Origin of the sequence: Roseovarius amoyensis, assembly GCF_003260265.1 — a bacterium.
GTDB lineage: Bacteria > Pseudomonadota > Alphaproteobacteria > Rhodobacterales > Rhodobacteraceae > Roseovarius > Roseovarius amoyensis.
Genome location: NZ_QITQ01000009.1, coordinates 68943 through 95781 on the forward strand (window position 1 = coordinate 68943; position 26839 = coordinate 95781).

At 66.1% G+C, this 26839-nt stretch carries 27 protein-coding genes; 11 read left to right on the top strand and 16 right to left on the bottom strand.

Translation table 11 applies throughout. The features are described from left to right. On the top strand, positions 1 to 435 hold the full coding sequence (locus DL899_RS09785) for a DsrE family protein (protein WP_111734172.1): 435 nt from the start codon (positions 1 to 3) through the stop codon (positions 433 to 435). A gap of 14 nt (positions 436 to 449) precedes the next feature. Then, positions 450 to 1043: a rhodanese-like domain-containing protein gene (locus tag DL899_RS09790; RefSeq protein WP_111734173.1), complete on the top strand. Its 594-nt coding sequence runs from the start codon at positions 450 to 452 to the stop codon at positions 1041 to 1043. Between the two features lie 243 nt (positions 1044 to 1286). On the opposite strand, the gene DL899_RS20240 is transcribed toward DL899_RS09790, so the two are convergent. The 3 genes from DL899_RS20240 to DL899_RS09805 form a co-directional block, all read right to left on the bottom strand. Next, positions 1287 to 1688: a type II toxin-antitoxin system PemK/MazF family toxin gene (locus tag DL899_RS20240; protein WP_111734174.1), complete on the bottom strand. Its 402-nt coding sequence runs from the start codon at positions 1686 to 1688 to the stop codon at positions 1287 to 1289. A 63-nt stretch (positions 1689 to 1751) separates the two neighbouring features. Then, positions 1752 to 2225 (bottom strand): DNA polymerase III subunit chi, encoded by a 474-nt coding sequence (locus DL899_RS09800; protein ID WP_111734175.1) that lies wholly within the window; start codon positions 2223 to 2225, stop codon positions 1752 to 1754. Further along, positions 2225 to 3697 (bottom strand): leucyl aminopeptidase, encoded by a 1473-nt coding sequence (locus tag DL899_RS09805; protein WP_111734243.1) that lies wholly within the window; start codon positions 3695 to 3697, stop codon positions 2225 to 2227. Before DL899_RS09805 ends, DL899_RS09800 begins: the two co-directional genes overlap by 1 nt. Before the next feature lie 148 nt (positions 3698 to 3845). Here DL899_RS09805 and lptF point away from each other — a divergent pair, with 148 nt between their 5' ends. The 6 genes from lptF to rsmA are packed head-to-tail and all read left to right on the top strand — an operon-like array spanning position 3846 to position 11289. Beyond that, entirely contained in the window at positions 3846 to 4967 is a 1122-nt protein-coding gene (gene lptF, locus DL899_RS09810; protein WP_111734176.1) for an LPS export ABC transporter permease LptF, read from the top strand. Next, positions 4964 to 6055 (top strand): LPS export ABC transporter permease LptG, encoded by a 1092-nt coding sequence (lptG, locus tag DL899_RS09815; RefSeq protein ID WP_111734244.1) that lies wholly within the window; start codon positions 4964 to 4966, stop codon positions 6053 to 6055. The genes lptF and lptG overlap by 4 nt, the downstream gene beginning before the upstream one ends. Then, the gene (locus DL899_RS09820) at positions 6052 to 8232 is read left to right on the top strand and encodes an LPS-assembly protein LptD (RefSeq protein ID WP_111734177.1); all 2181 of its coding nucleotides are present in this window, start codon (positions 6052 to 6054) and stop codon (positions 8230 to 8232) included. The genes lptG and DL899_RS09820 overlap by 4 nt, the downstream gene beginning before the upstream one ends. Before the next feature lie 17 nt (positions 8233 to 8249). Then, complete coding sequence (locus tag DL899_RS09825) at positions 8250 to 9482, top strand: peptidylprolyl isomerase (RefSeq protein WP_111734245.1); 1233 nt, start codon at positions 8250 to 8252, stop codon at positions 9480 to 9482. Further along, positions 9479 to 10450 carry a 4-hydroxythreonine-4-phosphate dehydrogenase PdxA gene (pdxA, locus tag DL899_RS09830; RefSeq protein ID WP_111734178.1) on the top strand — a complete coding sequence of 324 codons (972 nt, stop codon included), beginning with the start codon at positions 9479 to 9481 and terminating at the stop codon, positions 10448 to 10450. The genes DL899_RS09825 and pdxA overlap by 4 nt, the downstream gene beginning before the upstream one ends. Next, positions 10447 to 11289 carry a 16S rRNA (adenine(1518)-N(6)/adenine(1519)-N(6))-dimethyltransferase RsmA gene (gene rsmA / locus DL899_RS09835; protein WP_111734179.1) on the top strand — a complete coding sequence of 281 codons (843 nt, stop codon included), beginning with the start codon at positions 10447 to 10449 and terminating at the stop codon, positions 11287 to 11289. The genes pdxA and rsmA overlap by 4 nt, the downstream gene beginning before the upstream one ends. A 69-nt stretch (positions 11290 to 11358) precedes the next feature. Here the strand turns inward: rsmA and DL899_RS09840 are convergent, their stop codons facing one another. From DL899_RS09840 to prfA, 3 genes are all read right to left on the bottom strand, one after another. Continuing rightward, the gene (locus DL899_RS09840) at positions 11359 to 11940 is read right to left on the bottom strand and encodes a DUF4167 domain-containing protein (RefSeq protein ID WP_111734180.1); all 582 of its coding nucleotides are present in this window, start codon (positions 11938 to 11940) and stop codon (positions 11359 to 11361) included. 228 nt (positions 11941 to 12168) lie between these two features. Next, complete coding sequence (prmC, locus tag DL899_RS09845; protein ID WP_111734181.1) at positions 12169 to 13023, bottom strand: peptide chain release factor N(5)-glutamine methyltransferase; 855 nt, start codon at positions 13021 to 13023, stop codon at positions 12169 to 12171. Continuing rightward, the gene (gene prfA / locus DL899_RS09850) at positions 13020 to 14069 is read right to left on the bottom strand and encodes a peptide chain release factor 1 (RefSeq protein ID WP_111734182.1); all 1050 of its coding nucleotides are present in this window, start codon (positions 14067 to 14069) and stop codon (positions 13020 to 13022) included. Before prfA ends, prmC begins: the two co-directional genes overlap by 4 nt. Before the next feature lie 62 nt (positions 14070 to 14131). Here prfA and DL899_RS09855 point away from each other — a divergent pair, with 62 nt between their 5' ends. After that, positions 14132 to 14428 carry a hypothetical protein gene (locus DL899_RS09855; RefSeq protein ID WP_111734183.1) on the top strand — a complete coding sequence of 99 codons (297 nt, stop codon included), beginning with the start codon at positions 14132 to 14134 and terminating at the stop codon, positions 14426 to 14428. Here DL899_RS09855 and DL899_RS09860 read toward each other — a convergent pair. Genes DL899_RS09860 through DL899_RS09870 form a run of 3 tightly spaced genes read right to left on the bottom strand, consistent with a single transcriptional unit; the run spans position 14363 to position 16954 of the window. After that, positions 14363 to 14776, bottom strand: a complete 414-nt coding sequence (locus DL899_RS09860; protein WP_111734184.1) for a DUF1499 domain-containing protein — start codon at positions 14774 to 14776, stop codon at positions 14363 to 14365. The genes DL899_RS09855 and DL899_RS09860 overlap by 66 nt on opposite strands. 7 nt (positions 14777 to 14783) lie before the next feature. Further along, positions 14784 to 15758: an agmatinase gene (speB, locus tag DL899_RS09865; RefSeq protein WP_111734185.1), complete on the bottom strand. Its 975-nt coding sequence runs from the start codon at positions 15756 to 15758 to the stop codon at positions 14784 to 14786. Between the two features lie 32 nt (positions 15759 to 15790). Further along, complete coding sequence (locus tag DL899_RS09870; RefSeq protein ID WP_111734186.1) at positions 15791 to 16954, bottom strand: M20 aminoacylase family protein; 1164 nt, start codon at positions 16952 to 16954, stop codon at positions 15791 to 15793. A gap of 62 nt (positions 16955 to 17016) precedes the next feature. Here DL899_RS09870 and mazG point away from each other — a divergent pair, with 62 nt between their 5' ends. Then, on the top strand, positions 17017 to 17841 hold the full coding sequence (gene mazG, locus DL899_RS09875) for a nucleoside triphosphate pyrophosphohydrolase (protein ID WP_111734187.1): 825 nt from the start codon (positions 17017 to 17019) through the stop codon (positions 17839 to 17841). Positions 17842 to 17851: 10 nt separating this feature from the next. On the opposite strand, the gene DL899_RS09880 is transcribed toward mazG, so the two are convergent. The 6 genes from DL899_RS09880 to dtd all read right to left on the bottom strand — a co-directional run bounded on the left by DL899_RS09880 (position 17852) and on the right by dtd (position 24886). Further along, the gene (locus tag DL899_RS09880) at positions 17852 to 18640 is read right to left on the bottom strand and encodes a DUF2189 domain-containing protein (protein ID WP_204355292.1); all 789 of its coding nucleotides are present in this window, start codon (positions 18638 to 18640) and stop codon (positions 17852 to 17854) included. A 146-nt stretch (positions 18641 to 18786) separates the two neighbouring features. Next, the gene (prfB, locus tag DL899_RS09885; protein ID WP_111734188.1) at positions 18787 to 19917 is read right to left on the bottom strand and encodes a peptide chain release factor 2; all 1131 of its coding nucleotides are present in this window, start codon (positions 19915 to 19917) and stop codon (positions 18787 to 18789) included. Between the two features lie 87 nt (positions 19918 to 20004). Then, on the bottom strand, positions 20005 to 22521 hold the full coding sequence (locus tag DL899_RS09890; RefSeq protein WP_111734189.1) for a penicillin-binding protein 1A: 2517 nt from the start codon (positions 22519 to 22521) through the stop codon (positions 20005 to 20007). 91 nt (positions 22522 to 22612) lie between these two features. Beyond that, positions 22613 to 23842: an N-acetylmuramoyl-L-alanine amidase gene (locus DL899_RS09895; protein WP_338049653.1), complete on the bottom strand. Its 1230-nt coding sequence runs from the start codon at positions 23840 to 23842 to the stop codon at positions 22613 to 22615. A 95-nt stretch (positions 23843 to 23937) separates the two neighbouring features. Further along, the gene (locus DL899_RS09900; RefSeq protein ID WP_111734191.1) at positions 23938 to 24438 is read right to left on the bottom strand and encodes a DUF2244 domain-containing protein; all 501 of its coding nucleotides are present in this window, start codon (positions 24436 to 24438) and stop codon (positions 23938 to 23940) included. A gap of 10 nt (positions 24439 to 24448) precedes the next feature. Further along, positions 24449 to 24886, bottom strand: a complete 438-nt coding sequence (gene dtd / locus DL899_RS09905; protein WP_111734192.1) for a D-aminoacyl-tRNA deacylase — start codon at positions 24884 to 24886, stop codon at positions 24449 to 24451. Positions 24887 to 24960: 74 nt separating this feature from the next. Between dtd and DL899_RS09910 the strand changes: the two genes are divergently transcribed. Beyond that, positions 24961 to 25983 carry a GlxA family transcriptional regulator gene (locus DL899_RS09910; RefSeq protein WP_111734193.1) on the top strand — a complete coding sequence of 341 codons (1023 nt, stop codon included), beginning with the start codon at positions 24961 to 24963 and terminating at the stop codon, positions 25981 to 25983. Here the strand turns inward: DL899_RS09910 and DL899_RS09915 are convergent. Beyond that, on the bottom strand, positions 25944 to 26792 hold the full coding sequence (locus DL899_RS09915; RefSeq protein ID WP_111734194.1) for a pseudouridine synthase: 849 nt from the start codon (positions 26790 to 26792) through the stop codon (positions 25944 to 25946). The two genes, DL899_RS09910 and DL899_RS09915, sit on opposite strands and share 40 nt — an antisense overlap. Positions 26793 to 26839 lie beyond the last annotated feature (47 nt).

Genomic DNA, 26839 nt, shown 5'->3' on the forward strand with positions numbered 1-26839 from the left:
ATGCGTCGTTTCCTAGCCGCGGCCGTGATGGCCACCTCTGCCCTTGCCGCGCCGGCCCTGGCCGATGACAAGCCGGCCCTCGTCACCATCCTGACCAGCGAAGAACCCCAGACCCAGTTGATGAGCATGGTTCTGACCATGCAGGCGCTCAAGCAGGGGGCGGAGACCTATACCCTGCTCTGTGGCCCCGGCGGCGACCTTGCGCTCAAGGAACCGCCCGAAACCGCCACCGCGCCGCAACAGCCCCAGGGCATGAGCCCGCAAAAGCTGATGCAGATGATCATGGCCCAGGGCGGCAAGGTCGAGGTCTGCGCGCTCTACCTGCCCAACAAGGGGGCCGGCGCCGAGGTGCTGCTGGACGGCATCGGCACGGCCAAACCCCCGGCAATGGCCGCGCGCATGCTGGCCGATGACACCCGCCTGCTGTCGTTCTGACAAGGAGATCACAGATGAACCGCCGTATTGCCGCTGGCCTGCTGGCCGCCGCGCTGGCCGCCATGTCGCTGCCCGCCTTCGCCGCGCCCGAGCCCGAAGACCCCGCGAAACAGACCGAATGGGGCCTCTACCTGACCTCCACAGAGGCCTACGAGATGAAACAGGCCATGGGGGACAAGGTGCTGTTCGTCGATGTGCGCGAACCGATCGAGATCATGTTCACCGGGTTCACCGACGTGGTGGACGTGAACGTGCCCTACATGCTGGTCAACCCGGCCAGGTGGAACCCGAAGAAGCCGGTCTTTGCGATGGAACCGAACCCCGATTTCGCCGACGGGGTAATGGCGGCGCTGACGGAACGCGGGCTGGACACCTCGACGCCGGTGATCCTGATGTGCCGCTCGGGCGGGACCCGTGGCGCGCCCTCGGCCAAGGCGCTGTCGGGGCTGGGGCTGGAAAAGGTCTATGTCGTGATTGACGGGTTCGAAGGCGGAACCGTCAAGGACCATCCCAACGGCCCCTGGCGGCTAAAGGACGGGTGGAAGAATTCCGGCCTGCCGTGGGGTTATTCGCTCAATCCCGACAAGGTTTACACCCGGCCTGAATAGGCCGGTGTGATCCGGCCCGCACCCGCCTCTCCCTCAGGGTGCGGCCGGTTTTTTGCATGACATGGACACCGGAGATCGCAGACGAACTAACCCGAATACAGAAAGGCCCCGCCGAGGCGGGGCCTATTAGTCGCTGCGGACGGCTTGCAATCACCCTTCCACAGAGGCCACCTTTCGGTGGACTTAAATGCCGGTGCTACCGGCGACACCCAACATATAGGCGGTCTGCACTTAACAATCAATTCACAAACCGAGTCCGGCCCTGACACAATTCCTGACCTGCTCAAAGACTTCCGGGTCCAGAACTCGCACATCGTACACGCGCTGTCCTGACTGTTTACGATCAAAGAGCAGCCGAAGGCGATGGAATGCTACCGTCAAAACGATATCGCCCTTCAGCCACGCCGTCGGAGACTGGTAGGGGTGTGGGAGTGGCGGGTCGAAAGATATTTCCATGTGGTGTGGAAGCAAGGTTCTGGGCGCGGCCGTACTCAACGGAACGACAGTACAAAGCTGCTGACGGCCTTTGATCGGCGGAGACAGCACGATGACTGGTCGCCTCTTCACCATTTCGGGTGGCCGAAAACCATCACTTAGATCGACGCGAACGATTGTGCCTGGTGCAGGATGGCTTACAACTGTCATGCGTAGTGATTACCGGTGAACTCTCCTAAAAGAAAGGTGCCTTTGAATTATCGATCCTGTTATTTATCGTCCCCCCGGCTGCGCCTCGGCCTTCTTCTCCCACCGGCCGCTTTCCTCGGACCAGTATTGCGCCGCACAGCCCGCCCTGGTCAGCGCCGCCCACTGACCGCGCGCACGGTCCTTGGCCGCTTCGTCATTGCCGTCGAACAGCACGCACACGCGCTCCAGCAGCTGCACCTCTTCCGCGGCCACCTCGGCCCCGTCCACCGCCATCAGGCATTGCGGGTCGTTTGCGCAAACCGCATCGGTGGTCAGCAGGATGGGCTGGCGTTCGGCATGGGGCGCGGTGGCCAGCCCGTGCGGCAAGAACCCCTCTTCCGGCCCCAACCACAGCTTTTCGTCCAGCCATTCCATGCGGCCCTGGTCCACCCCCCGCACCGCCACCCGCCAGCCTGCCCCGCGGGCCTTGCCCAGCAGGACCGGCAGCGTCGCCTCAAGCGGACGGCGGGTCAGGTGATAGAAATAGGCCGCCCCCATCAGCCGGCCTCGAAACGCTCCGCCACCAGGCGGTCGAGCGCACGCACGCCCCAGCCGGTCGCGCCCTTGGGCGCCAGCGCGGTTTCCTCGCCCGTCAGCGCCACGCCGGCGATATCGAGGTGAATCCACGGGCATCCTTCGCGCACGAAGCGCTGCAGAAACTGCGCCGCGGTGATCGACCCCGCGGGTCGCCCGCCCACGTTCTTGATGTCGGCGATGCGGGATTTGAGCTGCTTGTCATAGGCCTCGCCCAGCGGCATCCGCCAGGCGCCTTCGCCCTCGGCCTCGGCCGCCTTGAGGAAGGCCGCGCAGAACTGGTCGTCATTGGCAAAGACGCCCGCGTTCTCGTGGCCCAGCCCGATGATGATCGCCCCGGTCAGCGTCGCCAGATCGACGATGGCGGCGGGCTGATAGGTTTCCTGCGCGTACCAAAGCACATCCGCCAGCACGAGCCGCCCCTCGGCGTCGGTGTTGATGATCTCGACCGTGTCGCCCTTCATCGAGGTGACGACATCGCCCGGGCGCGTGGCGCGGCCCGACGGCATGTTTTCGACCAGCCCGACCAGGCCGACCACGTTGGCACGGGCCTTGCGCGCGGCCAGCGTGTGCATGACCCCGGTCACCACGCCGGCGCCGCCCATGTCCATGGTCATGTCTTCCATGCCCTGCGCGGGCTTGATCGAGATGCCGCCGGTGTCAAAGACCACGCCCTTGCCCACCAGCGCCAGCGGCGCGGCGCCCTTTTCACCGCCCGACCATTCCATCACCGCCACCTTCGAAGGGCTATCGCTGCCATGCCCTACTGAGAGCAGCAGGTTCATGCCCAGCTTTTCCATCTCGGCCTCGTCGAGGACCGTCACCTTGACGCCCAGTTCCTTGAGTCCCTCGATGCGGCGGGCAAATTCCTGCGTAGTCAGGTGGTTCGCCGGCTCGTTGACCAGATCGCGAGTCAGGTACACGCCCCGGGCCACGGCAAGGCGCGGCGCGGCGGTCTGCTGCAGGTCATCCGGCTTGCTGCTCATCACCGTCACGTCGCCGGGCGTCTTGGCCTCTTCTGTCTTGTGGGCGGTAAAGGCATAGGCGCGCAGCACCAGCCCCATCGTCAGCTCGGCCGCATGGCGCACCGGCCCGGCCATCACCAGCATGGCCGCGTCACCCTTGGCCTTGCCGAGCGCGGCACCGGCCTTGCGCACCTCGGCCATGCCGGCGCGGCGCGGCAGGCACACAACGTCCAGCGCCTGCGCCGCCATGCCCGCGGGCCAGTCCAGCGTGCGCATCTCGCCCGGCTTGAGCTTGGACCAGCCTTCATCCTCGGTCATCCGCTTGAGCGCGCCACGCGTCAGACGGTTGACCCGCCGCCCGGCGGGGTCAAGCGTACCCTCGGGGGTGACAAAGACGGCGACCCGGCCCTCGAACCCGGACAGGCTTTCGGTATCGGTTTCGGCAAAATTCACGGACGAAAGGGTTGTCATCATCGGCTCCTGGTTGCGCATCTTTCCCACACTCCTAACGCGGCCTCGCGTGCTTGGCCAGTTAGCAGTTTTCCCCCGCCGTCAATTCCGCTAGGCTGCCCCAAAGAGTACGCCTTGGGGGTAGAGCGTGACCAGATTCGACAGGTATATGCTGTCGCAATTCATGGTGCTGTTCGGATTCTTTGCACTGATTCTGGTTTCGATCTTCTGGATCAACAAGGCGGTGCGGATGTTCGACCGCCTGATCGGTGACGGCCAGCCGGCTTGGGTTTTCCTGGAATTCACTGCCCTGACCCTGCCGGGCGTGATCGGTATCGTGTTGCCGATGGCCACCTTTGCGGCGGCGGTCTATGTCACCAACCGGCTGGTCAACGAAAGCGAACTGACCGTGGTGCAGGCGACCGGCTATTCGCCTTGGCGGCTGATCCGCGCGGCGGCGGTTTTCGGCACCGTCATCGCGTTGATCATGTCGCTGCTCAGCCATTTCCTGATCCCGCTCAGCCTGGGCGAGCTGCGCCAGCGCGAGGCCGAAGTGCGCCAGAGCGTATCGGCCCGGTTCCTGGAAGAAGGCGAATTTCTGCACCCCGCCCCCGGCATCACCTTCTACATCCGCGACATCACGCCTGAGGGGGCGTTGCGCGATGTCTTTCTCTCCGACCGGCGCGACCCCGAAAGCCCGATGACCTATACCTCTTCGCAGGCCTACCTGGTGCAAGAGGGCGGCGGCACCAAGCTGGTGATGGTCAAGGGGCTGGCGCAGTCCCTGCGCCCCGAGGGGCAGCGCCTTTTCACCACCCATTTCGAAGACTTCTCCTATGACATCAGCCGGCTGATCGCGCAGAATCCGGCCAGCCTGAACAAGGTCGAATTCGCGCCCACCCCCGACCTGATCCTGCAGCCAGAGACGGTGGCGAAGAGCACCCGCGCCACCCCGGGCGAATTGCAGTATGCGCTGCATTCCCGTTTCTCTCAGGCGCTTTTGTGCGTCGTCGCGGCGCTGATCGGTTTTGCGACGCTGCTTTTGGGCGGATTCAGCCGCTTTGGCGTCTGGTGGCAGGTCCTGGCGGCGTTCGCCCTGTTGATCGTCGTCAAGCTGATCGAAAGCAGCGTGACCGGCGCCGTGATCGGCAATGCGGCGGCATGGCCCCTGATGTACCTGCCATCGGCGGCCGGGTTCCTGATCGCGTTCCTGATGCTCTATCTCGCCGCGCGGCCCGATCTGTGGCGACGGCCCTCCCTTTGGTGGCGTTCGGCCAGGGGGGCGACATGATTCTCGACACCTATCTTGCGCGCAAGTTCCTGTGGTCCCTCGCGCTGGTCTTTTCGGTCTTCATGGTGCTGCTCCTGCTGATCGACCTGATCGACGAGCTGCAGGATTTTCCCGACCTGCCCTTTGGCGACGTACTTTACACCGTCTTGCTGAACGTGCCGGCCTCGAATTACGAGATTCTGCCGCTGGTGGTGGTGCTGGCGACAGTGGCGCTGTTCATCCGGCTTGCGCGCTCGTCCGAACTGGTGGTGGTGCGCGCCACCGGCCGTTCGGCACTGCGCAGCCTGGCCGCGCCGCTGGCGGTGGTCGGGCTGCTCGGGGTGTTGACGGTGACCATGATCAACCCCATCGTCGCAGCGGCATCCAAGCGTCACAACGACCTGGTCAACAGCCACTATGGCGGCGGCGCGGCAATTCTGGTGATCGCGTCCGAGGGGCTGTGGCTGCGCCAGGGCGGGCCCGAAGGGCAGACCGTGATCCATGCCGAGCGCGCCAGTTCCGACCTGACGGTGCTGTTCGACACCACCTTCATGGATTTTGCCCCGGACGGTCGGCCGGCCCGGCGCATAACCGCCCGCACAGCGCGGCTGGACGGGGATGGCTGGACGCTCTACCGCACCAAGACCTGGGACCTGTCGCAAGGCGGCAACCCCGAGGCAAGCGCCGTCGAAACAGCGCAGATGCGCCTGAACACGGCCCTGACGCAGGACCGCATCCTCGACAGCTTCGGCAAGCCCGAATTCATCCCGATCTGGGATTTGCCGGCCTTCATCGACCAGCTTGAACAGGCCGGGTTTTCGGCCCGCCGCTATGCGATGTGGTACCAGATGGAGCTCGCCGCGCCGCTATTCCTGATCGCGCTGGTGATGATATCGGCGGCCTTCACCATGCGTCATGCCCGGCTGGCCAATACCGGCTTGTCGGTGCTGACGGCGGTGCTGCTGGGCTTTGGGTTGCATTACATCCGCAACTTTGCCCAGATCCTCGGCGAGAACGGCGAAATCCCCGTCATACTGGCCGCCTGGGCGCCGCCGGTGGCCGGCTTGCTGTTGGCGACGGGCATTCTTTTGCATATGGAAGACGGATGAAGCGCGCGGCGATCATATGGCTCTGGGTGCTGGCCATGGCGGCCGGCTGGTCCCCGGCTGCCCGGGCGCAGGACGTACCCCAGCCCGCGGTGCTGATCGCGGACGACGTCTATATGGATGGCAACGAGCGGCTGGTCGCCACCGGCAATGTCGAGGCCATCTATGACGGTCGCCGCCTGCAGGCCGAAGGGATCGTCTATGACCGCACCCAGGACCGGCTGATCCTGACGGGGCCGATCATCATCCGTGAAGGCGAGGAAACGCTGATCCTGGCGTCCTCGGGCGAGATCGACCAGGACATGCAGAACGGCATCCTGCGCGGCGCCCGCATCGTGATGAGCGATCACGTGCAACTGGCCGCGCGCGAGCTGAACCGCAGTGGCGGGCGCTTCAACCAGCTGGTCAAGGTCTCGGTCACATCATGCCGGGTCTGCGAAACAGGCCGTCCGCCACTGTGGCAGATCCGCGCCCGCCGGGTGATCCACGACCAGCAGGAACGCCAGCTGTATTTCGAGGATGCCCAGCTGAGGGTTCTGGATACGCCCGTATTCTACCTGCCGCGGCTGCGGCTGCCTGACCCGACGCTGGAACGCGCAACCGGTTTCCTGGTGCCATCGCTTTACAACTCGTCGCTTCTGGGGATGGGGGCGCGTGTGCCCTATTTCATTCGGATCGGCGACGACAAGGACCTGACCGTCACCCCGTTCCTGACCACCAAGACCCGCACGCTGGAACTGCGCTATCGGCAGGCGTTCCGTAACGGGCGGATCGAGTTCGAGGGCGCCGTTTCGGATGACGACGTCGCCAACAGCGGCCGGCGCGGATATCTGTTCGGCGAGGGCGCGTTCGACCTGAGAAACGATTTCAAGCTGCGCTTCGACATCGAGGCGGTGAACGACAAGACCTATCTGCTCGATTATTCGTATTACGAAAAAGACCGGCTCGACAGCGAGATCGAGATCGAACGCACCAGGCGCGATTCGTACATGCGCGGCGCCATCACCTATTTCCGCAGCCTGCGCACGGGCGAGATCAACAGCACCCTGCCGACCCTGGTCGGAAACGCCGAATGGGAACGGCGCCTGCATCCGGCGGGCATCGGCGGCGAGGTGCGGCTGGGGATTCTGGCCCATGCGCATGCGCGCTCGTCCGGGCTGGTGATCGACGGCGTGGATGCCGACACATGGGCCGACGGGCGCGATATCATGCGAATGACCTTCAGCGCCGAATGGCAGCGCGGCTGGACCCTGCCGGGCGGCGTTCTGGCATCCTTCAGCGCCGGCCTCGCGGCGGATCATTTCGAGGTCCACCAGGCGGGGCTGACAAGCCAGTCGTCGGCCACCGAAGTTACCCCCACGACCGAACTGGAACTACGCTGGCCGCTGCTGAAGGCCACCACCAGCGGGGCCACCCATGTGATCGAACCGGTGGTTCAACTGGCCTGGGCGGGGGGCAGCAACCCGTTCATTCCCAACGACGAAAGCACCCGCATCGAGTTTGACGAGGGCAACCTCTTTTCGACCTCGCGCTTTACCGCGCCGGACCGGCGTGAACGCGGGTTCAGCGCCGCCTACGGGCTGAGCTGGACGCGCTATGCCCCTTCGGGGCTGCAGACATCGCTGGCGATGGGGCAGCTGGTGCGCGACGAACAGCAGCTGGAACCGACCGGGCTGGACAGCTTTACCGACAGCTCGGGGATCAACGGCAAGGTCTCGGACATGCTGATCGCCGGCCAGGTCAGGACAGGCGGCGGGCTGGTGTTTACCGCGCGCGGGCTGTTCGACGACAGTCTCGACACCGCCAAGGCCGAGGCCCGCGCCGCCTGGTACAGCGACAAGGGCAGCCTGGGCGCCACCTATATCTGGCTCGGGCGCGACCTGGCGGAAAACCGCGCGGCGACGATCTCGGAATGGAACCTCGATGCCTCGTACCGGCTGTCTCAGCACTGGACCGGCAGCGCCAACTGGCGTTATGACGTTGTTGCCGACGACAGCGTGCGCGCCGGTGTCGGGCTGACCTATCTCAACGAATGCGTCGAGGTGAGCCTGTCCGCCTCGCGCCGCTTCACCTCTTCGGCGGTGCTTTCGCCGTCGACCTATATCAGCTTGACCGTCGGGCTGAGGGGGTTCACCACGAAAACTGGCGATAGAAGCTACGCCAGATCCTGTAACGACTAAACCGAATGGACGTGTTCATGCGTATTGCTCTTTTCAAGGCGGCCCTGTTCGCGCTGGCCTGCGCCCTGGTTTCCGGCCCGGCTGGACCGGCAACGGCCCAGGGGCTGTTCGAGCCGGTGATCAAGGTCAACGACAAGGCCATCACCCGCTTCGAGGTTGAACAGCGCGCGCGCATGCTGACCCTGTTCCGCACCCCCGGCGACCCGATCAGGATGGCGCGGGAACAGCTGGTCGAGGACCGCCTCAAGATGGGCGCCGCCGAAACCCTCGGCATCCAGATCAGCGAAGAGGCGATGGACGCCGCGTTGGAAGAGTTCGCCTCGCGCGGCGAGATGACCGCGGATCAGATGATCAGCCAGTTGCAGCAAGCTGGCGTCGATGAAAGCAGCTTTCGTTCCTTCGTGCGCGCCGGCGTGACCTGGCGCGAACTGGTGCGCGCACGTTTCGCCAACAGCATTACCGTGGGCGAGAACGACATCGAACGCGCCAAGCTGGCGCTGGCAGGCACCACCGGAGTGCGTGTCCTGCTGTCGGAAATCGTGCTGCCGGTGCCGCCGGGGCAGATCGAAGAGACGCAGCAGCGTGCGCGCGAACTGGCCGAAATCAAATCCATCGGCGGCTTTGCCGACGCGGCAAGGCGCTATTCCGCCGCGCCCTCCGCCGAACGCGGCGGGCGCCTGGAATGGACCTCGATCAGCCAATTGCCCGAGCCGCTGCGCCCCATCGTGCTGGCCCTTGCCCCGGGCGAGGTGTCCGACCCACTGCCCACCGAACAGGCGATCGTGCTGCTGCAACTGCGCGATATCGCCGAAACCGATGCGCCCGCACCGCGCTATTCGGCGATCGAATACGCGATGTATTTCATCGACGGCGGGCGCAGCGAACAGGCTTTGTCCCGCGCCGCCCAGGTTCGTGCCGCTACCGACACCTGCGACGACCTGTATGGCGTGGCCAAGGGCCAGCCGCCCGAGGTGCTGGTGCGCGAAACCAAGGCGCCCGATGAAATCCCCGCCGATGTCGCGCGCGAATTGCAACAGCTCGACCCCGGCGAAGTTTCGACCAACCTCACCCGCTCGAACGGGCAGACCCTGGTTTTCTTGATGCTTTGCGGGCGCTCGCCCCTGCTGGATGGCGAAGGCCCCTCGGCCGAGGATCTGAGCAATTTCGTGCGCAACCAGCGGCTGGCCTCTCTGGCCGACGGATACCTGGAACAGCTGCGCGCCGAGGCCCGGATCATCGAATTGCGATGACCGCGCCCGTCGCGCTGAGCTGCGGCGAACCCGCGGGCATCGGGCCGGAACTGGCTGCCGCCGCATGGGCACGGCTGGGGGGCGAGGTGCCGTTTTTCCTGATCGGCGATCCCGGCCACCTGCCGGCCGGCACACCCGTGGCCGAGATCGACGATCCTTGCGATGCTACCGCTGCCATGGCGCTGGGCCTGCCTGTGCTGCGCCACGATTTTCCCGGTGCATTGACCCCAGGCCGGCCCAACCCGGACCATGCCCAAGGCGTGATCGACGCCATCGCCCGTGGGGTGGAGCTGGTGCGCGCCGGCGCGGCATCGGCACTGTGTACCGGACCGATCCACAAGCAGGCGCTGCAAGAGGGGGCGGGCTTTGCCTATCCCGGCCATACCGAATACCTGGCCGCTCTGGCGGGGGTTGAACGGGTGGTCATGATGCTGGCCAGCGACATGCTGCGCGTGGTGCCGGTGACGATCCATATCCCCCTGCGCGACGTGCCCGACGCGTTGACGGCAGAGGGGCTGGAACACACGATCCGCATCACCCATGCCGCGCTGATCACCGATTTCGGCATTCCTGCCCCGCGGCTGGCGGTGGCCGGGCTCAACCCCCATGCCGGCGAAGGCGGGCGCATGGGGCGCGAAGAGATCGAGCTGATTGCACCGGTGCTCGACCTATTGCGCGGCGATGGCATGGACATACGCGGCCCGTTATCGGCCGACACCATGTTTCACGCCGCGGCGCGCGCGGGCTATGACGCCGCCATCGCCATGTATCACGACCAGGCGCTGATCCCGATCAAGACGCTGGCGTTCGACAGCGGCGTCAACGTCACCCTCGGCCTGCCGTTCGTGCGCACCTCGCCCGATCACGGCACCGCGCTGGACATAGCCGGGCGCGGGCTGGCCGATCCCGGCTCGCTGATCGCGGCACTGCGGATGGCGGCGCGGATGGCCGCGGCGCGCGGGACATGAGCGGCCTCGACACGCTGCCGCCCCTGCGCACGGTGATCGCCGCCCACGGGCTGGCGGCGCGCAAGTCGCTGGGCCAGAACTTCTTGCTCGACCTCAACCTGACCGCCCGGATCGCACGCGCCGCGGGCGACCTGACCGGCGCCGACGTATTGGAGGTCGGCCCCGGCCCCGGCGGGCTGACGCGGGGGCTGTTGTCCGAGGGGGCGCGCCGGGTGCTGGCGGTGGAAAAGGACAGCCGCTGCATCCCCGCGCTGCAAGAGATCGCCGCAACCTGCCCGGGACGGCTGACCATTATCGAGGGCGACGCGCTGGAAATCGACCCGCTGGCACATCTGACGCCGCCGATAAAGGTGGTGGCGAACCTGCCCTACAATGTCGGGACAGAGCTGCTGGTGCGCTGGCTGACGCCGCCGCAATGGCCCCCCTTCTGGCAAAGCCTGACGCTGATGTTCCAGCGCGAGGTGGCCGAGCGCATCGTCGCCCGCCCCGGCAGCAAGGCCTATGGCCGCCTTGCCATCCTGGCACAATGGCGGGTGGAGGCGCGCATCGTCATGCAGCTGCCCCCCGGTGCTTTTTCCCCCCCGCCCAAAGTGTCGAGCAGCGTGGTGCATATCACCGCCCTGCCCCAGCCGCGCTTTCCGGCCGATCCGCAGGTGTTGCAGGATGTCGTCGCGCGTGCCTTCAACCAGCGGCGCAAGATGCTGCGCGCGGCGCTGCGCGGTGTCGCCCCGGATATCGAGGACCGGCTCATTGCTGCCGGCATCGCCCCCACCGACCGGGCCGAGACGGTACCGCTGGAAAAATTCTGCGCGCTGGCCCGATCGCTGGCAAAGGTCTGAGTGAACACGAAAAAGGCGCCGCCCCATGACCGGGTGCGGCGCCTTGTTCCGTCAATCTGCTGCGGTCGCCTATTCGGCGGCTTCGCGCGGGGGGCCGCCAGCCTCGCCATTGCCATTACCGGCATCGCCGCCACCATCAGCCGCCAGTTTCGCCCTGCTGCGCGGCTTGCGCTTGGGCTTGGGCGCGGGTGCGGGCGCGGGTTCGTCCTTGGCCGACTGGCTTTCGGGTGTTTCCACAAGGCCGCTGTCGGCCTCGCCGCCCGTTTCAAGCACATCGGACTTCTGCTCGCCCTCGGCGGTCTCGCCGTTGTTTGATTCACGTTCCTGGCGGCGGGCGCGGTCACGGTCGCGTTCAGCCTGGCGTTCGCGGTTCTGGCGTTCCTGTTCCTCGCGCCGGGTTTCCTGTTCTTTCATGGCGGCGCTCAGCAGGCGCAGGTAATGTTCGGCGTGCTGCTGGAAATTCTCTGCCGCGACGCGGTCGCCCGACAACTGGGCATCGCGCGCCAGCTGATTGTATTTGTCGATGATCTGCTGCGGGGTTCCGCGCACCTTGCCCTCGGGACCGGAGCTGTCAAAAACCCGGTTGATCACATTGCCCATAGACCGGTTGCGGTTCGGCTTGTTCCGCGAACGTGATTTGGAAGATCTCATGATTTAGTCGTCAGCCCTGTGCTCGAAGCGTTTTTCGATCCGGCTGGCGCCCACTGCGCCTAGAAAACCGAAACCGTCATGTCTTGGCTTGGCATCAAGAGGGACCGCCACAAAATGGCATCCACCTGCTTGATCGCGCTTAGTAAACACGGCTGGCAGGCGTAGACAAGGGTTTTGCCCCCATTTTTATGCCCATGATGTGATTTTTGCCGATTCCGAGGCAATATGTCACCCTTGGGTTGAACCCCGCAGCGCCACCGCCACCCGGTCGCGCCCGTCGAGATCGGGCAGAATCCGCAGCCCCCCGAACCCGGCAGCACCCAGAATGGCCAGGACATCAGGCCCCTGACGCCAGCCGATTTCGACCATCAGCCGCCCGCCCGGGGCCAGGAAACGTCCCGCGCCCGCCGCGATGGCGCGATAGGCCGACAGCCCGTCGCCCTCGTCCGTCAGGGCCGCGCGCGGCTCGTGCCCCAGTTCGGGGGCAAGATCGGCCATCTCCCACGCGGCGATATAGGGCGGGTTCGACACGATCAGGTCGAATGTCCCGTCTGGCGCATCAATCCCCGCAAACCAGTCAGCGCGCTGGAACCGGCAGCGATCCTGCACCCCAAGAATGCGCGCGTTTTCCCTGGCCACGGCCAGCGCGGGGGCGGAAATATCGGTGCCCACACCCTGCGCCCCGGGCCGCGCCGCCATGAGCGACAGCAGGATACAGCCCGACCCGGTGCCAAGGTCGAGCACGCGTTCGAAAGGCGCATCAAGCGCGGCGGCGACCAGCGTCTCGGTTTCGGGGCGCGGGTCCAGCACATCCGCCGTGACACGGAATTCGTGGTCGAAAAATGCCCTGAGCCCCAGAATATGGGACAGCGGTTCGCGCGCGCAGCGCCGCGCCGCCATGGTGGCCAGCCGGTCCTCGGCCTCGGCCTCCAGCGGGTCGGCCTGCATCAGGGTGACCCGGTCGGGGACGACCCGCATCGCCGCCGCCACGATGCGGCGCGCCTCGCGCGGGGCGCCGTCGATACCGGCCGCCGCCAGCCGTCCGCTCAGCTCTGTCAGGGCCGCGCTGACGCTGCGGCTCACCCGTCCATCTCCGCCAGCATGCTGGCCTGCGCATCGGCGGTCAGCGCGTCGATCACCTCGTCCAGGTCGCCGCCGATGATCTGGTCGAGCTTGTAAAGCGTCAGACCGATGCGGTGGTCGGTCAGGCGGCCCTGGGGAAAGTTGTAGGTGCGGATACGCTCGGACCTGTCGCCGGTGCCCACCATCGCCGCGCGGGCCTCTGCCCGGCTGTCATGGGCCTTTTGCCGCTCTAGGTCGAAAAGGCGCGAACGCAGCACATCCATCGCGATCTCGCGGTTGCGGTGCTGGGATTTCTGCGACGAGGTGACGACGATGCCGGTGGGCAGGTGGGTGATGCGCACCGCTGAATCGGTGGTGTTGACGTGCTGTCCGCCAGCGCCCGAGGCGCGCATCGTGTCGATGCGAATGTCGTTCGTGTCGATCTGCACATCAACCGCCTCGGCCTCGGGCAATACCGCCACGGTGGCGGCCGAGGTATGGATACGCCCGCCCGATTCCGTTTCCGGCACCCGCTGGACCCTGTGCACGCCCGATTCGAACTTGAGCCGCGCGAAAACCCCGTCGCCCCGGATCAGCGCCACCAGTTCGCGGATGCCGCCCAGTTCGCTTTCCTGGGACTCGATGACCTCAAAGGTCCAGCCCTTGGATTCGGCATAACGCTGGTACATGCGCATCAGGTCGGCGGCAAAGAGCGCCGCCTCTTCACCGCCGGTGCCGGGGCGGATTTCCAGGATCGCGGGGCGCGCATCGGCTGCGTCGCGCGGCAGCAATGCGCGCTTCAGCTCTGCCTCCATCTCGGGGCGGCGCTGTTGCAGCTCTGTCAGTTCCTCTTGCGCCAGGTCGCGCATCTCGGGATCGTCAAGCATCGCCTCGGCCGCGTCGATCTCTTCCAGCAGCTTGCGGTAGGCGCGGATTTCCCCGACCACGGGGCGCAACTCGGCATATTCGCGGCCCAGCTGGGCGATGTCGCCGCCGCCCTCAGCCATCTGCGCCTCGATGTATTCGAAGCGGCGCACGATCTCGTCGAGTTTTTCCTGGCTTACCATCCCGCGGATTTGTCGCATTCGCGGCGCTTGGTCAAGCGCCAAGCCAGCGTTATACTGGGGACATGAAACCAGTCATTCCCCTTATCGGGCTAGGTCTGGCGCTTGGTGCCCCTGCCTTGGCGGACGGTCTCTATAACGGCAAGGCGGTCGATTGCTATTGCACCGACAGCAAGGGCGGTCGTGTCGAAATTGGCGAATCCATCTGCCTGCATGTCGATGGAAAATCATTCATGGCGCAATGCCAGATGTCGCTGAACAACCCGATGTGGCGCAAGATCAGCGACGGATGCCTGTCATCCTCGCTGCGCGAGGGCCTGCAACCAGCCGTCGATGCGCCGCGCGTTCACGCCAAGATCTGAACGACCAAAGCGCAGCCTGCCCCATATCTCGATGCGCCCGTCGCGGTGGCGCAGGGTGGTGTAGTCGGGAAAGCCGAACACGCGCGAGCGGGTGACAAAGGTGATCATTCCGGCGTCGGTCGACCCGGCCAGCACCCGCGTGCGGGCGGTTCGCAGGATGATATCGTGCAGGCGGCTGAAATCGGCCTCGTCCGCCTCGATCACCCGCAGCGCGCCCCCGGCGGTGTCCCCGGCGGTCACGGCCTCGGGCATCCGGTGCCAGCGCCCGGCATCCGACGGCGCAAGCCGGATATAGAGAGCAACCCCGATCAACCCGGCCAGGGCGACAAGTCCCACCATACGGATCATCGCGCCGTCATCCGGCGCCCTGTCGGCGGTTCCACCCCCACAGGCAGATCAGTTCGACCGCCACATGCGCCCCGGCAATGGCGGTGGCGCCGGTGGTATCGAATGGCGGGCTGACCTCGACCACGTCGCCCCCGATCATGTTGATGCCGGCAAGATCGCGCAGCATGATCGCCGCCTGGGCCGAGCTCAGCCCGCCCCAGACCGGCGTGCCGGTGCCCGGCGCAAAGGCCGGGTCGAGCGCGTCGATGTCAAACGTGACATAGACCGGGTGATCGCTCAGCACCTCGCGGATGCGGCGAGCAACCTCGGCCGGGCCCTGTTCGTGAACCGCGCGCGCGTCGATAATGTTGAAGCCCATCGTGTCGGGGTTGTCGGTGCGAATACCCACCTGGACCGAGCGCGCGGGATCGACCAGCCCCAGCTTGACCGCCTTGTACATCATCGTGCCGTGGTCGATGCGGTCCATGTCATCATCGACCCAGGTATCTGTATGGGCATCGAACTGCAGCACCGACAGCGGCGCGCCGTGCCGTTCGGCATGGGCGCGCAGGATCGGCAGGGTGATGGAATGGTCGCCCCCCAGCGCGATGCAGGCCGCGCCCTGATCCAGGATGCCGGCGACATGGGCGCGCAACCGTTCGGGAAACTCCGCCACCATCGCATAATCGAACGCGAGGTCACCATAGTCGATTATGCTGAACTCGCTCAGCGGGTCATAGCCCCAGCCATAGGGCGCATCGGGGCACTGCAGGACGCTCGCCTCGCGGATCGCGCGCGGGCCCAGCCGGGTGCCGGGGCGGTTGGTCACCGCCTGGTCAAAGGGGATACCGGTCACGGCGATATCGGCGCCAGACAGGTCCTTGGAATAGCGCCGCCGCAGGAAAGAGGCCGCGCCGCCAAAGGTGTTTTCATAGGACAGGCCGCGCGCATCCGATCTGGTAAACGCTTGGTCAACCTGGTTTTTCGCGTCTTCCAAAGCCATGGAACACCCCTTTTCGGCCCGGCCCGGGCCGCTCAGCCTGCCGGTTGCGCCCGCTCTACCAGCCGCGCCAGGAACGATGCCCCGACCGGCACCACGTCATCATTGAAGTCAAAGCCCTGGTGATGCAAGCCCGGCCCCTCGCCCTGCCCGAGGAACAGATAAGCCCCCGGACGTTTCGCCAGCATGAAGGCGAAATCCTCTACGCCCATCTCTGGCGTGCGGTCGGTGACGACGGCATTCGCGCCGGCCACCTCTCGCGCGACCTCGGCGGCAAACTCGGTGCGCGCGGCATCGTTGACGGTGGGTGGATAGCCCTCTTCGATGCGCAGGCGGGCGCGCACGCCAAGGGATGCCGCCTGCCCCTCGGCGATCTCTTGCAGGCGCTTCCACACCATCCGCTGCGGCCCGGCGTCAAAGCTGCGGATCGTGCCGCACATATAGGCGGTTTCGGGCACGATGTTGTCGGCGCTGCCGGTGTGGATCTGCGTCAGCGAAACCACCAGTTCGTCGCGCGCGCGCGCATTGCGGCTGAGGATGGTTTGTATCGCCTGCCCGATGGCGCAGGCGGCAATGACCGCATCGCACGTATCCTGCGGATAGGCGGCGTGCCCGCCCTGCCCCTCGATGTCGATGTGAAAAGGGTCCACCACCGCCATGATCGGGCCGGGGCAGGTTTCGAAATGCCCCTCGGGCGCACCCGGCAATGTGTGCAGGGCATAGACCTGGGCGATGTCGTAGCGGTCCAGCACCCCGTCATTGACCATCACCTGCGCCCCGCCCGGCCCCTCTTCGGCGGGCTGGAATATCAGCGCCAAGCGGCCGCAAAAGTTGCGTGTCTCGGCCAGGTAACGCGCCGCACCCAGCAGCATCGCGGTGTGCCCGTCATGGCCACAGGCATGCATCACGCCGGGGGTTTTCGAGGCATGCGCCGCCCCCGTCGCCTCGGCAATCGGCAACGCATCCATGTTGGCGCGCAACCCGATTGTGGGCCCCGGCCCGCGTCCCTCGATCACCGCCACGACACCGCTTTCGGTGATGCCTGTCTCGATCTTGTCGATGCCGAATTCGCGCAGCCGCGCACCCCCGAATTCCGCCGTCCGGTGACAGCCGAACCCCAGTTCAGGGTGCGCGTGCAGATGCCGGTGCCACGCCGTCATATGGTCTGAAAACCCTGCGATACGGTTCAATACCGGCACTGCTGGACTCCTTCGTTCTGACCCGGCAGTGTCCACTCAACCACGGAAAGGACACCTGCACCATGCCCGATGACGCCCTCGCTCACGACCCCTCCGGCGGCATGCCCCGGCTGATCGAGATCATGCGCCGCCTGCGCGATCCCGACACCGGCTGCCCCTGGGATATCGAGCAGGATTTCGACACCATCGCCCCCTACACGATCGAAGAGGCCTACGAGGTCGCCGACGCAATCGAACGCCAGGACTGGGACGAATTGCGCGGCGAACTGGGCGATCTGCTGTTGCAGGTGGTGTTCCACGCCCAGATCGCCCGCGACCGGGGGCTTTTCGGCTTTGACGAGGTGGCAGATTCCATCGCCGACAAGATGGTGGCACGCCACCCCCATGTCTTTGGCGACGAAAGCCGCGACAAGACCGCCGAACAACAGACCCGCGACTGGGAAACCGTCAAGGCCGCCGAACGTGCCGCGCGGGAACAGACCGGCGTGCTGGACGGGGTGGCGATGGGGCTGCCGGCGCTGATGCGGGCGGTCAAGCTGCAAAAGCGCGCCGCGCGGGTGGGGTTCGACTGGCCCGATGCCACCCAGGTGCTGGACAAGATCGCCGAAGAAGCGGCGGAACTGACCGAGGCCGCCGCCGACCAGCCACAAGAGCGGGTGGAAGAGGAAATGGGTGATCTGCTTTTTGTCGTGGCCAACCTCGCCCGGCATCTCAAGGTCGACCCCGAAATCGCGCTCCGGCGCGCCAATGCCAAGTTCACCCGCCGCTTTCGCCAGATCGAGGCGGCACTGTCAGATCAGGACCGCCGGCCAGAGGATGCCACCCTGGCCGAGATGGACGCGCTGTGGGACGCTGCCAAGGCGGCCGAAAAGGGCACGCCGGCATAGCGGGCGGGCGTCAGGCCTGCCCGGCCACCACCAGCTGGCGATAAAGGTGCCAAGTCGCATGCCCCAGAAGCGGCAGCACCACGAACAGCCCGGCAAAGACCGGGATCATCGCCACGAATGTCAGCCCCGCCACCAGCGCCGCCCAGGCCAGCATCGGCACCGGGTTTTCGGTCACGATGCCGAACGAGGCGATCATCGCGGTGACGAAATCCACCTCGCGGTCCAGCAGCAGCGGCAAGGCCACCACCGTGATCGCATAAAGCAGCAACGCAAAGCCCGCGCCCACCGCCGTGCCCACCGTCAGCATCGTCAGCCCCTCGCGGGTCAGGTAGATGTCGAACGAGGTCGAGACATTCGTCATCGTCGAAAAGCCCATGAACAGGGCAAAGATCATGTGCGCCAGGAAAAACCAGAACAGGAACATGATCACGATCACCGCGCAGATCGACGGCAACTGTCGCCGCCGCTGATGCGCGATCACCCCGAATATCGCCCTTGGCCTGAGCGCGCGGCCCTGTTCCAGCCGGTGACTGACCTCATATAGCCCCACCGCCGCGAACGGGCCGATCAGCGGAAACCCCACGGCGGCAAAGACCAGCCAATAGCTTTGCCCCGTGGCCCAGGTCACCGCGATCATGAACCAGCCGATCACCACATAGACCCCGGCGAATATCACCGCATATCCCGGCGCGCGCACCATATCGTGCCAGCCCCGGCGCAGCGCCTCGCCCAGCATCGCGAACGTCACCTCGCCCAGTTCGGGCACGCCCGGTTGCTTGTCCTCCAGGATATCCTGCATCGTCCCTCCTCCCCATTTTTCACAATAGGTTAGGGACAATTTTATCTTATGTCACGCCATCAGGGCGTGCATGTCTCACGGGCTTCTTTCTGGTCGGAAATACCCCGGGGGCGTCCCGGACCTGTCCTGGACGGGGGCAGCGCCCCCTACCCGCCTTCGGCCTGCGCCTCGGCGCGGCTCTTGCCGCTGACATTCATCGCCAGCGTGGCGGCCATGAACTCGTCCAGGTCGCCATCCAGCACGCCCTTGGTGTCGGATGTCTCGACCCCGGTGCGCAGGTCCTTCACCATCTGGTACGGGTGCAGCACATAGGATCGGATCTGGTTGCCCCACCCGGCCTCGCCCTTGGCCTCGTGAGCCTCGGCGATGGCGGCGTTTCGGCGGTCCAGCTCCATCTGGTAGAGGCGCGATTTCAGCGCCTTCATGGCGATGTCGCGGTTCTGGTGCTGGGATTTTTCGGAACTGGTCACGACGATGCCGGTCGGGTGGTGGGTGATCCGGACCGCCGAATCGGTCTTGTTCACGTGCTGCCCGCCCGCACCGGAAGAGCGGTAGGTGTCGATGCGGATATCGGCGGGGTTCACCTCGATCTCGATGGCGTCATCGACCACCGGGTAGACCCAGACCGAACAGAACGAGGTGTGCCGCCGGGCCGACGAATCGAAGGGCGAGATGCGCACCAGCCGGTGCACGCCCGATTCCGATTTCAGCCAGCCATAGGCGTTGCGGCCGGAAATCTTGTAGGCGGCCGACTTGATGCCGGCCTCTTCGCCCGCGCTTTCGGATTGCAGCTCAACCGTATAGCCGTGGCTTTCGGCCCAGCGCACATACATGCGCGCCACCATCGCCGCCCAGTCGCAGCTTTCGGTGCCGCCCGCGCCGGCGTTGATTTCCAGGAATGTGTCGTTGGCATCCGCCTCGCCGTTCAGCAGCGCCTCCAGCTCCTTGGCGGCGGCGCGTTTGGCCAGCGTCTTGAGCGCCGCCTCGGCCTCGGCCACCACCTCGGCGTCGCCTTCGGCCTCGCCCAGTTCGATCAGGCCGACATTGTCCTCCAGCTCGGCCTTGATGCTGTCATGGGTCTCGATCGCGTCGACCAGCGCCTGGCGCTCGCGCATCAGGCTCTGGGCACGGGCGGGATCGTTCCACAGGTCGGGGTCCTCGACCCGGGCGTTGAATTCTTCCAGCCGGTGTGGCGCCGTTTCCCAATCCATCCGCTGGCGCAACAGCTCCAGCGAGTTTTCGATCTCGGCCACGACGGATTCGATTTCGGCGCGCATGCACTGGGTCCTCGGGTGTTCGTCAGAAGCCGGTGATAACGCAGCGGCGCGGGCCGGACAAGGCGGCAACCTGTGCCTTTGCGCGGCTCAGTACAGCCCGCCGGAACTGAGGCTGCCAAAGCTGGCCTTGTCGCCGCCCTCGGTGTCCTCGACGGGCTGGCCGGTCTCCGGGTCGATCAGCCGGCCGCCATGGCGACCCCCTTCGTACAGCTCCAGGTCGTTGCCCATGGCAAAGCCGCCGTCATAGATGAAACCAAAGATCGGCTCTTCGCCCTCGCGGAAATACTCGGCCACCATATGCGGGCCGGTTTCGCCCTCCGGCAGGCGGGCGCCGGTATAGCGGTCGATCTTGATGAAATGGCCGCCTTCGGGCACGCGAAAGGGCCCGCCGCCGTATTTCTCGACCGCCTTGGTCATGAATTGCTGGAACACCGGCCCGCACATCGACGCACCATACGCGCCCCGGCCAAGGCCCCGCGGCTGATCATAGCCGATGTAACAGCCCGCGGCGATGTTCGAGGTAAAGCCCACGAACCACACGTCGCGCGCATCGTTGGTGGTGCCGGTCTTGCCGGCGGCTGGCACCGGCAGGTTGATCACCCCCGATGCGGTGCCGCGATTGACCACGCCTTGCAGCATCGAGGTGATCTGGTAGGCGGTGATCGGGTCGATCACCTGCCGGCGGTCCGACACGATGCGCGGGCCGCGCGCGGGCGGGATCGTCGGATCGCCGCAATCCAGGCATTTGCGCGGATCATGGCGATAGACGGTCTGGCCGAACCGGTTCTGCACCCGATCCACCAGCGTCGGCTCGACCCGCTCGCCGCCATTGGCGAACATCGCGTAGGCCGCGACCATGTTGTAAAGCGTGGTTTCATCCGATCCCAGCGAGTTGGCCAGGAACCGGCCCATGTTCTCATAAACACCAAAGCGCTCGGCATAGGCGGCGACCACATCCATGCCGACCTCCTGCGCCAGGCGGATGGTCATCAGGTTGCGCGACATCTCGATGCCGGTGCGCAGCGGCGTCGGCCCGTAGAATTGGTTGGACGAGTTGCGCGGCCGCCAGACGCCCTGCGGTGTGTCGATCTCGATCGGCGCGTCGATCACGATGGTGGCCGGCGAATACCCCGAATCGAGCGCGGCGGCATAGACGAACGGCTTGAAGCTGGAGCCCGGCTGACGCCGCGCCTGGGTGGCGCGGTTGAATACCGAATGCTGGTAGGAAAAGCCGCCCTGCATCGCCAGCACGCGGCCGTTTTCCACGTCCATCGCCATGAAGCCGCCCTGCACCTCGGGCACCTGCCGCAGCGTCCAGCGGACAAAGCTGCCATCGCTGTCTGCGGTCATCTTGCGCACATGCACCACGTCGCCGGGCTTGAAGGTTTCGGTGAAATCGCCAGGCAGCCAGACGATGTCCTTGCGCGGAACCGACTGGACGCCCTCGACATCCTCGATACCGATCTGCATCTCCTGCGCGTCGGTTTTCAGCACGACCGCCGGGTACCAGCGGCCGTCTAGGTCGATGTCGCGGGCCACGTCCGCCGCTGCCAGCGCCGCGCGCCAGTCGGCCTCGTTTTCCAGCACCTCGGCCGGCAAGGTGATGCCGGTGCCGCGCCATTCCTTGCGCCCGCGATCGTATTTCTCCAGCTGCCGGCGCAGCGTCGTCGCCGCAACCTGCTGCATTTCGGGGTCGATGGTGGCACGCACGGCCAGACCGCCGGTAAAGAATTCGCCTTCGCCGAAATCCTGGCTCAGCTGGCGGCGGATCTCGTCGGTGAAATAGTCACGCGGTGGCAGGCTCTCGTTCCAGGGCGGGAAATCGCCATTCTGGACCGAGCGCACCGGCTGCTCGATCTCGGCCTCCATCACCTCGCGGCTGATATAGCCGTTCTCGTACATCTCCCGCAGCACATAGTCGCGCCGCTCGCGCAGGCGTTCCTTGTTGCGCACGGGGTGGAAATCCGACGGCGCCTTGGGCATCGACGCCAGGAACGCCGCCTCGTGCGGGGCCAGTTCGCTGAGTGTCTTGTTGAAATAGGTCTGCGCCGCCGCCGTCACGCCATAGGAGTTCTGGCCCAGAAAGATTTCGTTGAGGTACAGCTCAAGGATATCTTCCTTGTCCAGCGTCTCTTCGATGCGGGTGGCGAGGATGATTTCCTTGATCTTGCGCTCGATCCGGCGGTCGCCCGACAGCAAAAAGTTCTTCATCACCTGCTGGGTGATGGTCGAGGCCCCGCGAACCACCTCGCCACGGGTGCGCACCGCCTCGACGATCGCAGCCGCGATACCGCGCGCATCATAGCCGCCGTGTTCGTAGAAATTCTTGTCCTCGGCAGAAATGATTGCCTGCTTGATCAGGTCAGGGATTTCCTCGGCCGGGGTGAACAGACGGCGTTCCTGCGCGAATTCGTCGATGATCCTGCCCTCGACCGAATAGATGCGGCTGATCGTCGGCGGGGTGTAGTTGGCCAGCGATTCATGGCTGGGCAGGTCCTTGCCATAGATGTGGAATACCGCGCCGATGCTGAGCGCGATCATGATGACGCCAAGCGTCACCAGGCTGAAGATTGTCCCCAGCAGCGTTAATATCGGTCTGAACAATCCGTCGCTCCCGATCAGGATGAGCCAAGCATATATGCGCGCGCCAGGCCCCCGTCAAAACACAATGCCGCCGCCACCGGCACCCGGCCGCCTATTGCCGCACCAGCCGCGCCGCCGCGGCGTCGGCCATGCGCCACGCGATCAGCGCATCGCGGATGCCGTTGGCCATGCGCGCGCGCCAGGCATCGTCCAGCAGGTTGTCGCGGTCTTTCTGGCTGGACAGAAAGCCCAACTCGACCAGGACCGAGGGAATATCGGCAGATTTCAGCACCGAAAATCCGGCCTCGCGCAGCGGGCGGGAATGCAGCGGCAGGCCCTGTTCCTCGATCCCCAGGCGAATGGCCCGCGCCAGCCTGTCCGCCCGCGGGCCGGTTTCCTGCCGCGCTAGGTCGATCAGCACACCGGCGACAATATCATCAGCCTTCGTCAGGTCGACACCAGCCAGGATGCCGGCCCGGTTGTGGCGTTCGGCCAGCGCGGCGCTGGCCTCGTCGCTGGCGCTGTCGGCCAGGGTATAGACCGTGGCGCCATGCGCGCGCCCCTCGCTCAGCGCGTCGGCATGCAGCGAGATGAACACATCCGCGCCCAGTTGCTGCGCGATCGCCACCCGACGTTCGAGCGATACGAACTCGTCGTTTTCGCGGGTCAGCGCCACGTCAAACCCGCCGGCGCGCAGCAGCACCTCGCGCAGTTCGCGGGCGAAACGCAGCATCAGGTTCTTTTCGTTGTGACCCTCGCGCTCGGCCCCCGGGTCAATGCCGCCATGACCGGGGTCGAGCACCACCAGCAGCCGCTCTTCGCCGGCCTGGCGCGCGCGCTTGACCGCCGGCAGCCCGCCCTGCACGTCCTCCCAGCCGGGCAGCGGCGGCGCACCCGCACGGGCGGCAAATGCCTCGGCGTCGATCTCTGTCAGCTCGACCTCGATCAGAACGCCGCCGGTTTCATGGTCGGTGGTGGCGTTCGCGCTTTCGACCGCATACGGCCCGGCAAGATCGACCACCATACGCGACCAACCGGGGCGAAAAGCCCCCATCCGCACCGCCCTGGCCCGTTCGGCCCAGTCGATCATCCCGGCGTCGGCGCCGCGCCAGTCGACCTCGCGGAAATCCAGCACCAGCCGGGGTGGCCCGTCCAAGGTGAACACCCGGAACGGCACGCCCTGCGTCAGCCCCAGCCCCAGCCGCAGCCCGTCGCGCGTGTCATCCAGCCGGGTCTGGACCATATCGACCCGCGCTAGCGCGCCAAAGCTGCTGTCTTGCGCCGCAACCGGCGCGATCTGCACCAGAGCGCCGATGATCAGCGCCATTGTCATCCTGAACATTCTGCCCGCCTGCCCACCGTTTTCGTGGTTCTTGCTTTCTTGCGGCCAGTCTACACCACCAGGCGGCACTTGCCCACCATCGAAGATGGCAAGGCTCAGCGCGCAGCCACCTGCCGCAGGGCGATGGCCAGTTCGCCGTAAAGCGCGCGGCGTTCGTCCTGCGACAGGAAGGCGCCGATCTCGACCTCGCGCCCCTTGCCCGACAGGGTGACGTAATCAGGTACCGGCCCGCCGGTCTGGTGAAGCTGCACCCGCGCCCAGTAGCTTTCACAGGACCATTCCCGCCGCTGCCCGTTGGCCTCGACGCGCACCAGCTGCGCCTCGTCGCGATCAATCGTCAGTTCCTCCGACAGCCGCGCATCGCGATAAGAGCGTTCCAGCCCCCACCACACCCCCGCCACCGCCAACAGAAGGAAGGGCAGCAGCCCCCACAGCAGCACCGTCCCCAGGAGTGGATAAAGCGGCAGCGTAATCAGCGAAAATGTCACCAGGACAAAGGCCGCAAACCCCTTGCGCGGCAACGACCGGTGCGGCCAGAGCCGCAGCCGCCGGGCGGGGCCGGCGGCATTCTCGGTGGTGCTCCATTCATAGGGCATGGCGGCGCGCTCAGACCTCCATCCAGATCGTGACCGGCCCGTCATTGCACAGGTCCACCTGCATGTCGGCCCCGAATTTCCCGGTTTCCACCGCCACCCCTTGCCCCGACAGACAGCGGGCGAAATGTTCATACAGCCGCTCGCCATCCTCGGGGGCGGCGGCGGTGGAAAAGCCGGGGCGATTGCCGCGCGCGGTATCGGCCGCCAAGGTGAACTGGCTGATCACCAGCGCCGAGCCGCCGGTATCGAGCAACGAGCGGTTCATGCGACCCGCCTCGTCGGCGAAGATGCGCAGCTTGGCGACCTTGGCCGCCAGCTTGTCGGCCTGTTCCCCGGTATCACCGCGCATGGCGCAAACCAGGATCATCAGCCCCGGCCCCGTGCGCCCGATCACCTGCCCGCCGACACTGACCGAGGCATGGCTGACCCGTTGCAGCACTGCGCGCATGGCGCCTCTCCTTGTGGTCGCATCCCGTTCATCAGCGGTTTCGCACGGGCACGGGGCCATGGTAAAGAGCCCCCATGCAAGAGCGCTCTTTCGTTCCGCGCGGGGCGGCCAGCCTGGCGCTTTCCTATGACGGGCCGCCGCGCGACTATTATTTCCTGCTGCTGCCAAAGCTGACGCTGTTGGCCTTCACCTCGGCGCTCGAACCCTTGCGCATGGCCAACCAGGTGACCGGCAAGGAACTTTATCGCTGGTACATGATGACCGGCGACGGCGCCCCGGTCATCTGTTCCTGCGGCATTACCATCACCCCCGATACCAGGCTGGGCGACGTGCCCCGCGACGCCACCGCATTCATCTGCGGCGGGATCGAGCCGCTGGAAAGCACCTCGCGACGGGCGGTGACATGGGTGCGCCGCCAGCACGCGTTCGGCTGCCGGGTGGGTGGCATCTGCACCGGCGCGTTCGCGCTGGCGCGCGCGGGCCTGCTGGACGGGCGGCGTTTTACCCTGCACTGGGAAAACCAGCCCGCCTTTGTCGAGACCTTTCCCGACCTTACCCCCACAGAGATGCTGTATGAGGACGACCGCGGCCTGCTGACCTGCGGCGGCGGCAGCGCGGCGACCGACATGATGCTGGGGCTGATCGAGCGCGACCACGGCGCCGGGCTGGCCGCCATCGTGGCCGACATGTGCCTGCACGGGCGATCCGAGATCCGCGCGGTGCCGCAGCGGTCGGCCTATTCGGCGGCCATCGGCAGCCGCAATCCGCGCCTGCTGGCGGCAGTGGAATACATGCGCGAGCACCTGGAGGAGCCGGTGGACATGGCCCAGGTGGCCCGCCACATCGGCCTGTCGCGCCGGCAGATGGAGCGGCTTTTCCGTCGCCATGCCGGTGTCACCCCGGCGCAGTTCTACCTGGACCTGCGGGTGGCGCGGGCGCATGCGCTGCTTAATGAGACCGGGCTCAGCGTGGCCGAAATCGCGGCGGCAACGGGATTTGCCAGTTCCTCGCAGCTGTCACAGCGGTTTCGCCGGCGCTATGGCGCCTCTCCGGCGGCCTATCGGCGCGGATGGGCCCGCCCCGAGGGCGCCGACTGATCGCGCCGGGGGCGGCGCTGGCGGCGGACCACCGGTTTTCCGGACGGGGTGTCGTCACTCTCTGCCTGCTCCAGCCCCAACTGGTCGCGCAGCACCTTGGGGCGAATTTCCTCGACCGCACCGGGCTTTAACTGGCCCAGCTGAAACGGGCCATAGGACACCCGGATCAGCCGGTTGACGCTCAGCCCCAGCGCCGCCATGGCGCGGCGGACCTCGCGGTTCTTGCCCTCGCGGATGGCCACCGTGGCCCAGGCATTGGCGCCCTGCTGGCGGTCCAGCGTCACCGTCATCGGCTGGAACCGCTCGCCATCCAGCACCAGCCCCTCGCGCAGCGGTGCAAAGGTGGCGTCGTCGGGCCGCCCCCTGAGCCGCACGCGATAGCGGCGCATCCAGCCGGTCGCCGGCAATTCCAGCCGCCGCTTGAGCGCGCCGTCATTGGTCAGCAGCAACAGCCCTTCGGAGCTGATGTCGAGCCGGCCCACGCTCATCACCCTTGGCATGTCGTCGGGCAGGTCGTCATAGATCGTCTTGCGGCCCTTTTCGTCGCGCGCCGTGCTGACCAGCCCCACGGGCTTGTGATAAAGCCACATCCTGGGCGGTGCCGGCGCATCCAGAGCCCGGCCATCCACGGTGATACGGTCATCGGCGCTGACGTTCAGCGCGGCGCGGTCAATGACCTTGCCGTTGACGGTGACGCGGCCGGCGATGATCAGGCGTTCGGCCTCGCGCCGGCTGGCAATGCCTGCGCGCGCAATGACCTTGGCGATGCGTTCGCCCTTGGGGGGTTCAGCGGGTTTCTCGATGCTCATGCAGGGCGCTTAGCGCAAAAGCCGCGCTTGCGAAAGCACGGCCTTCA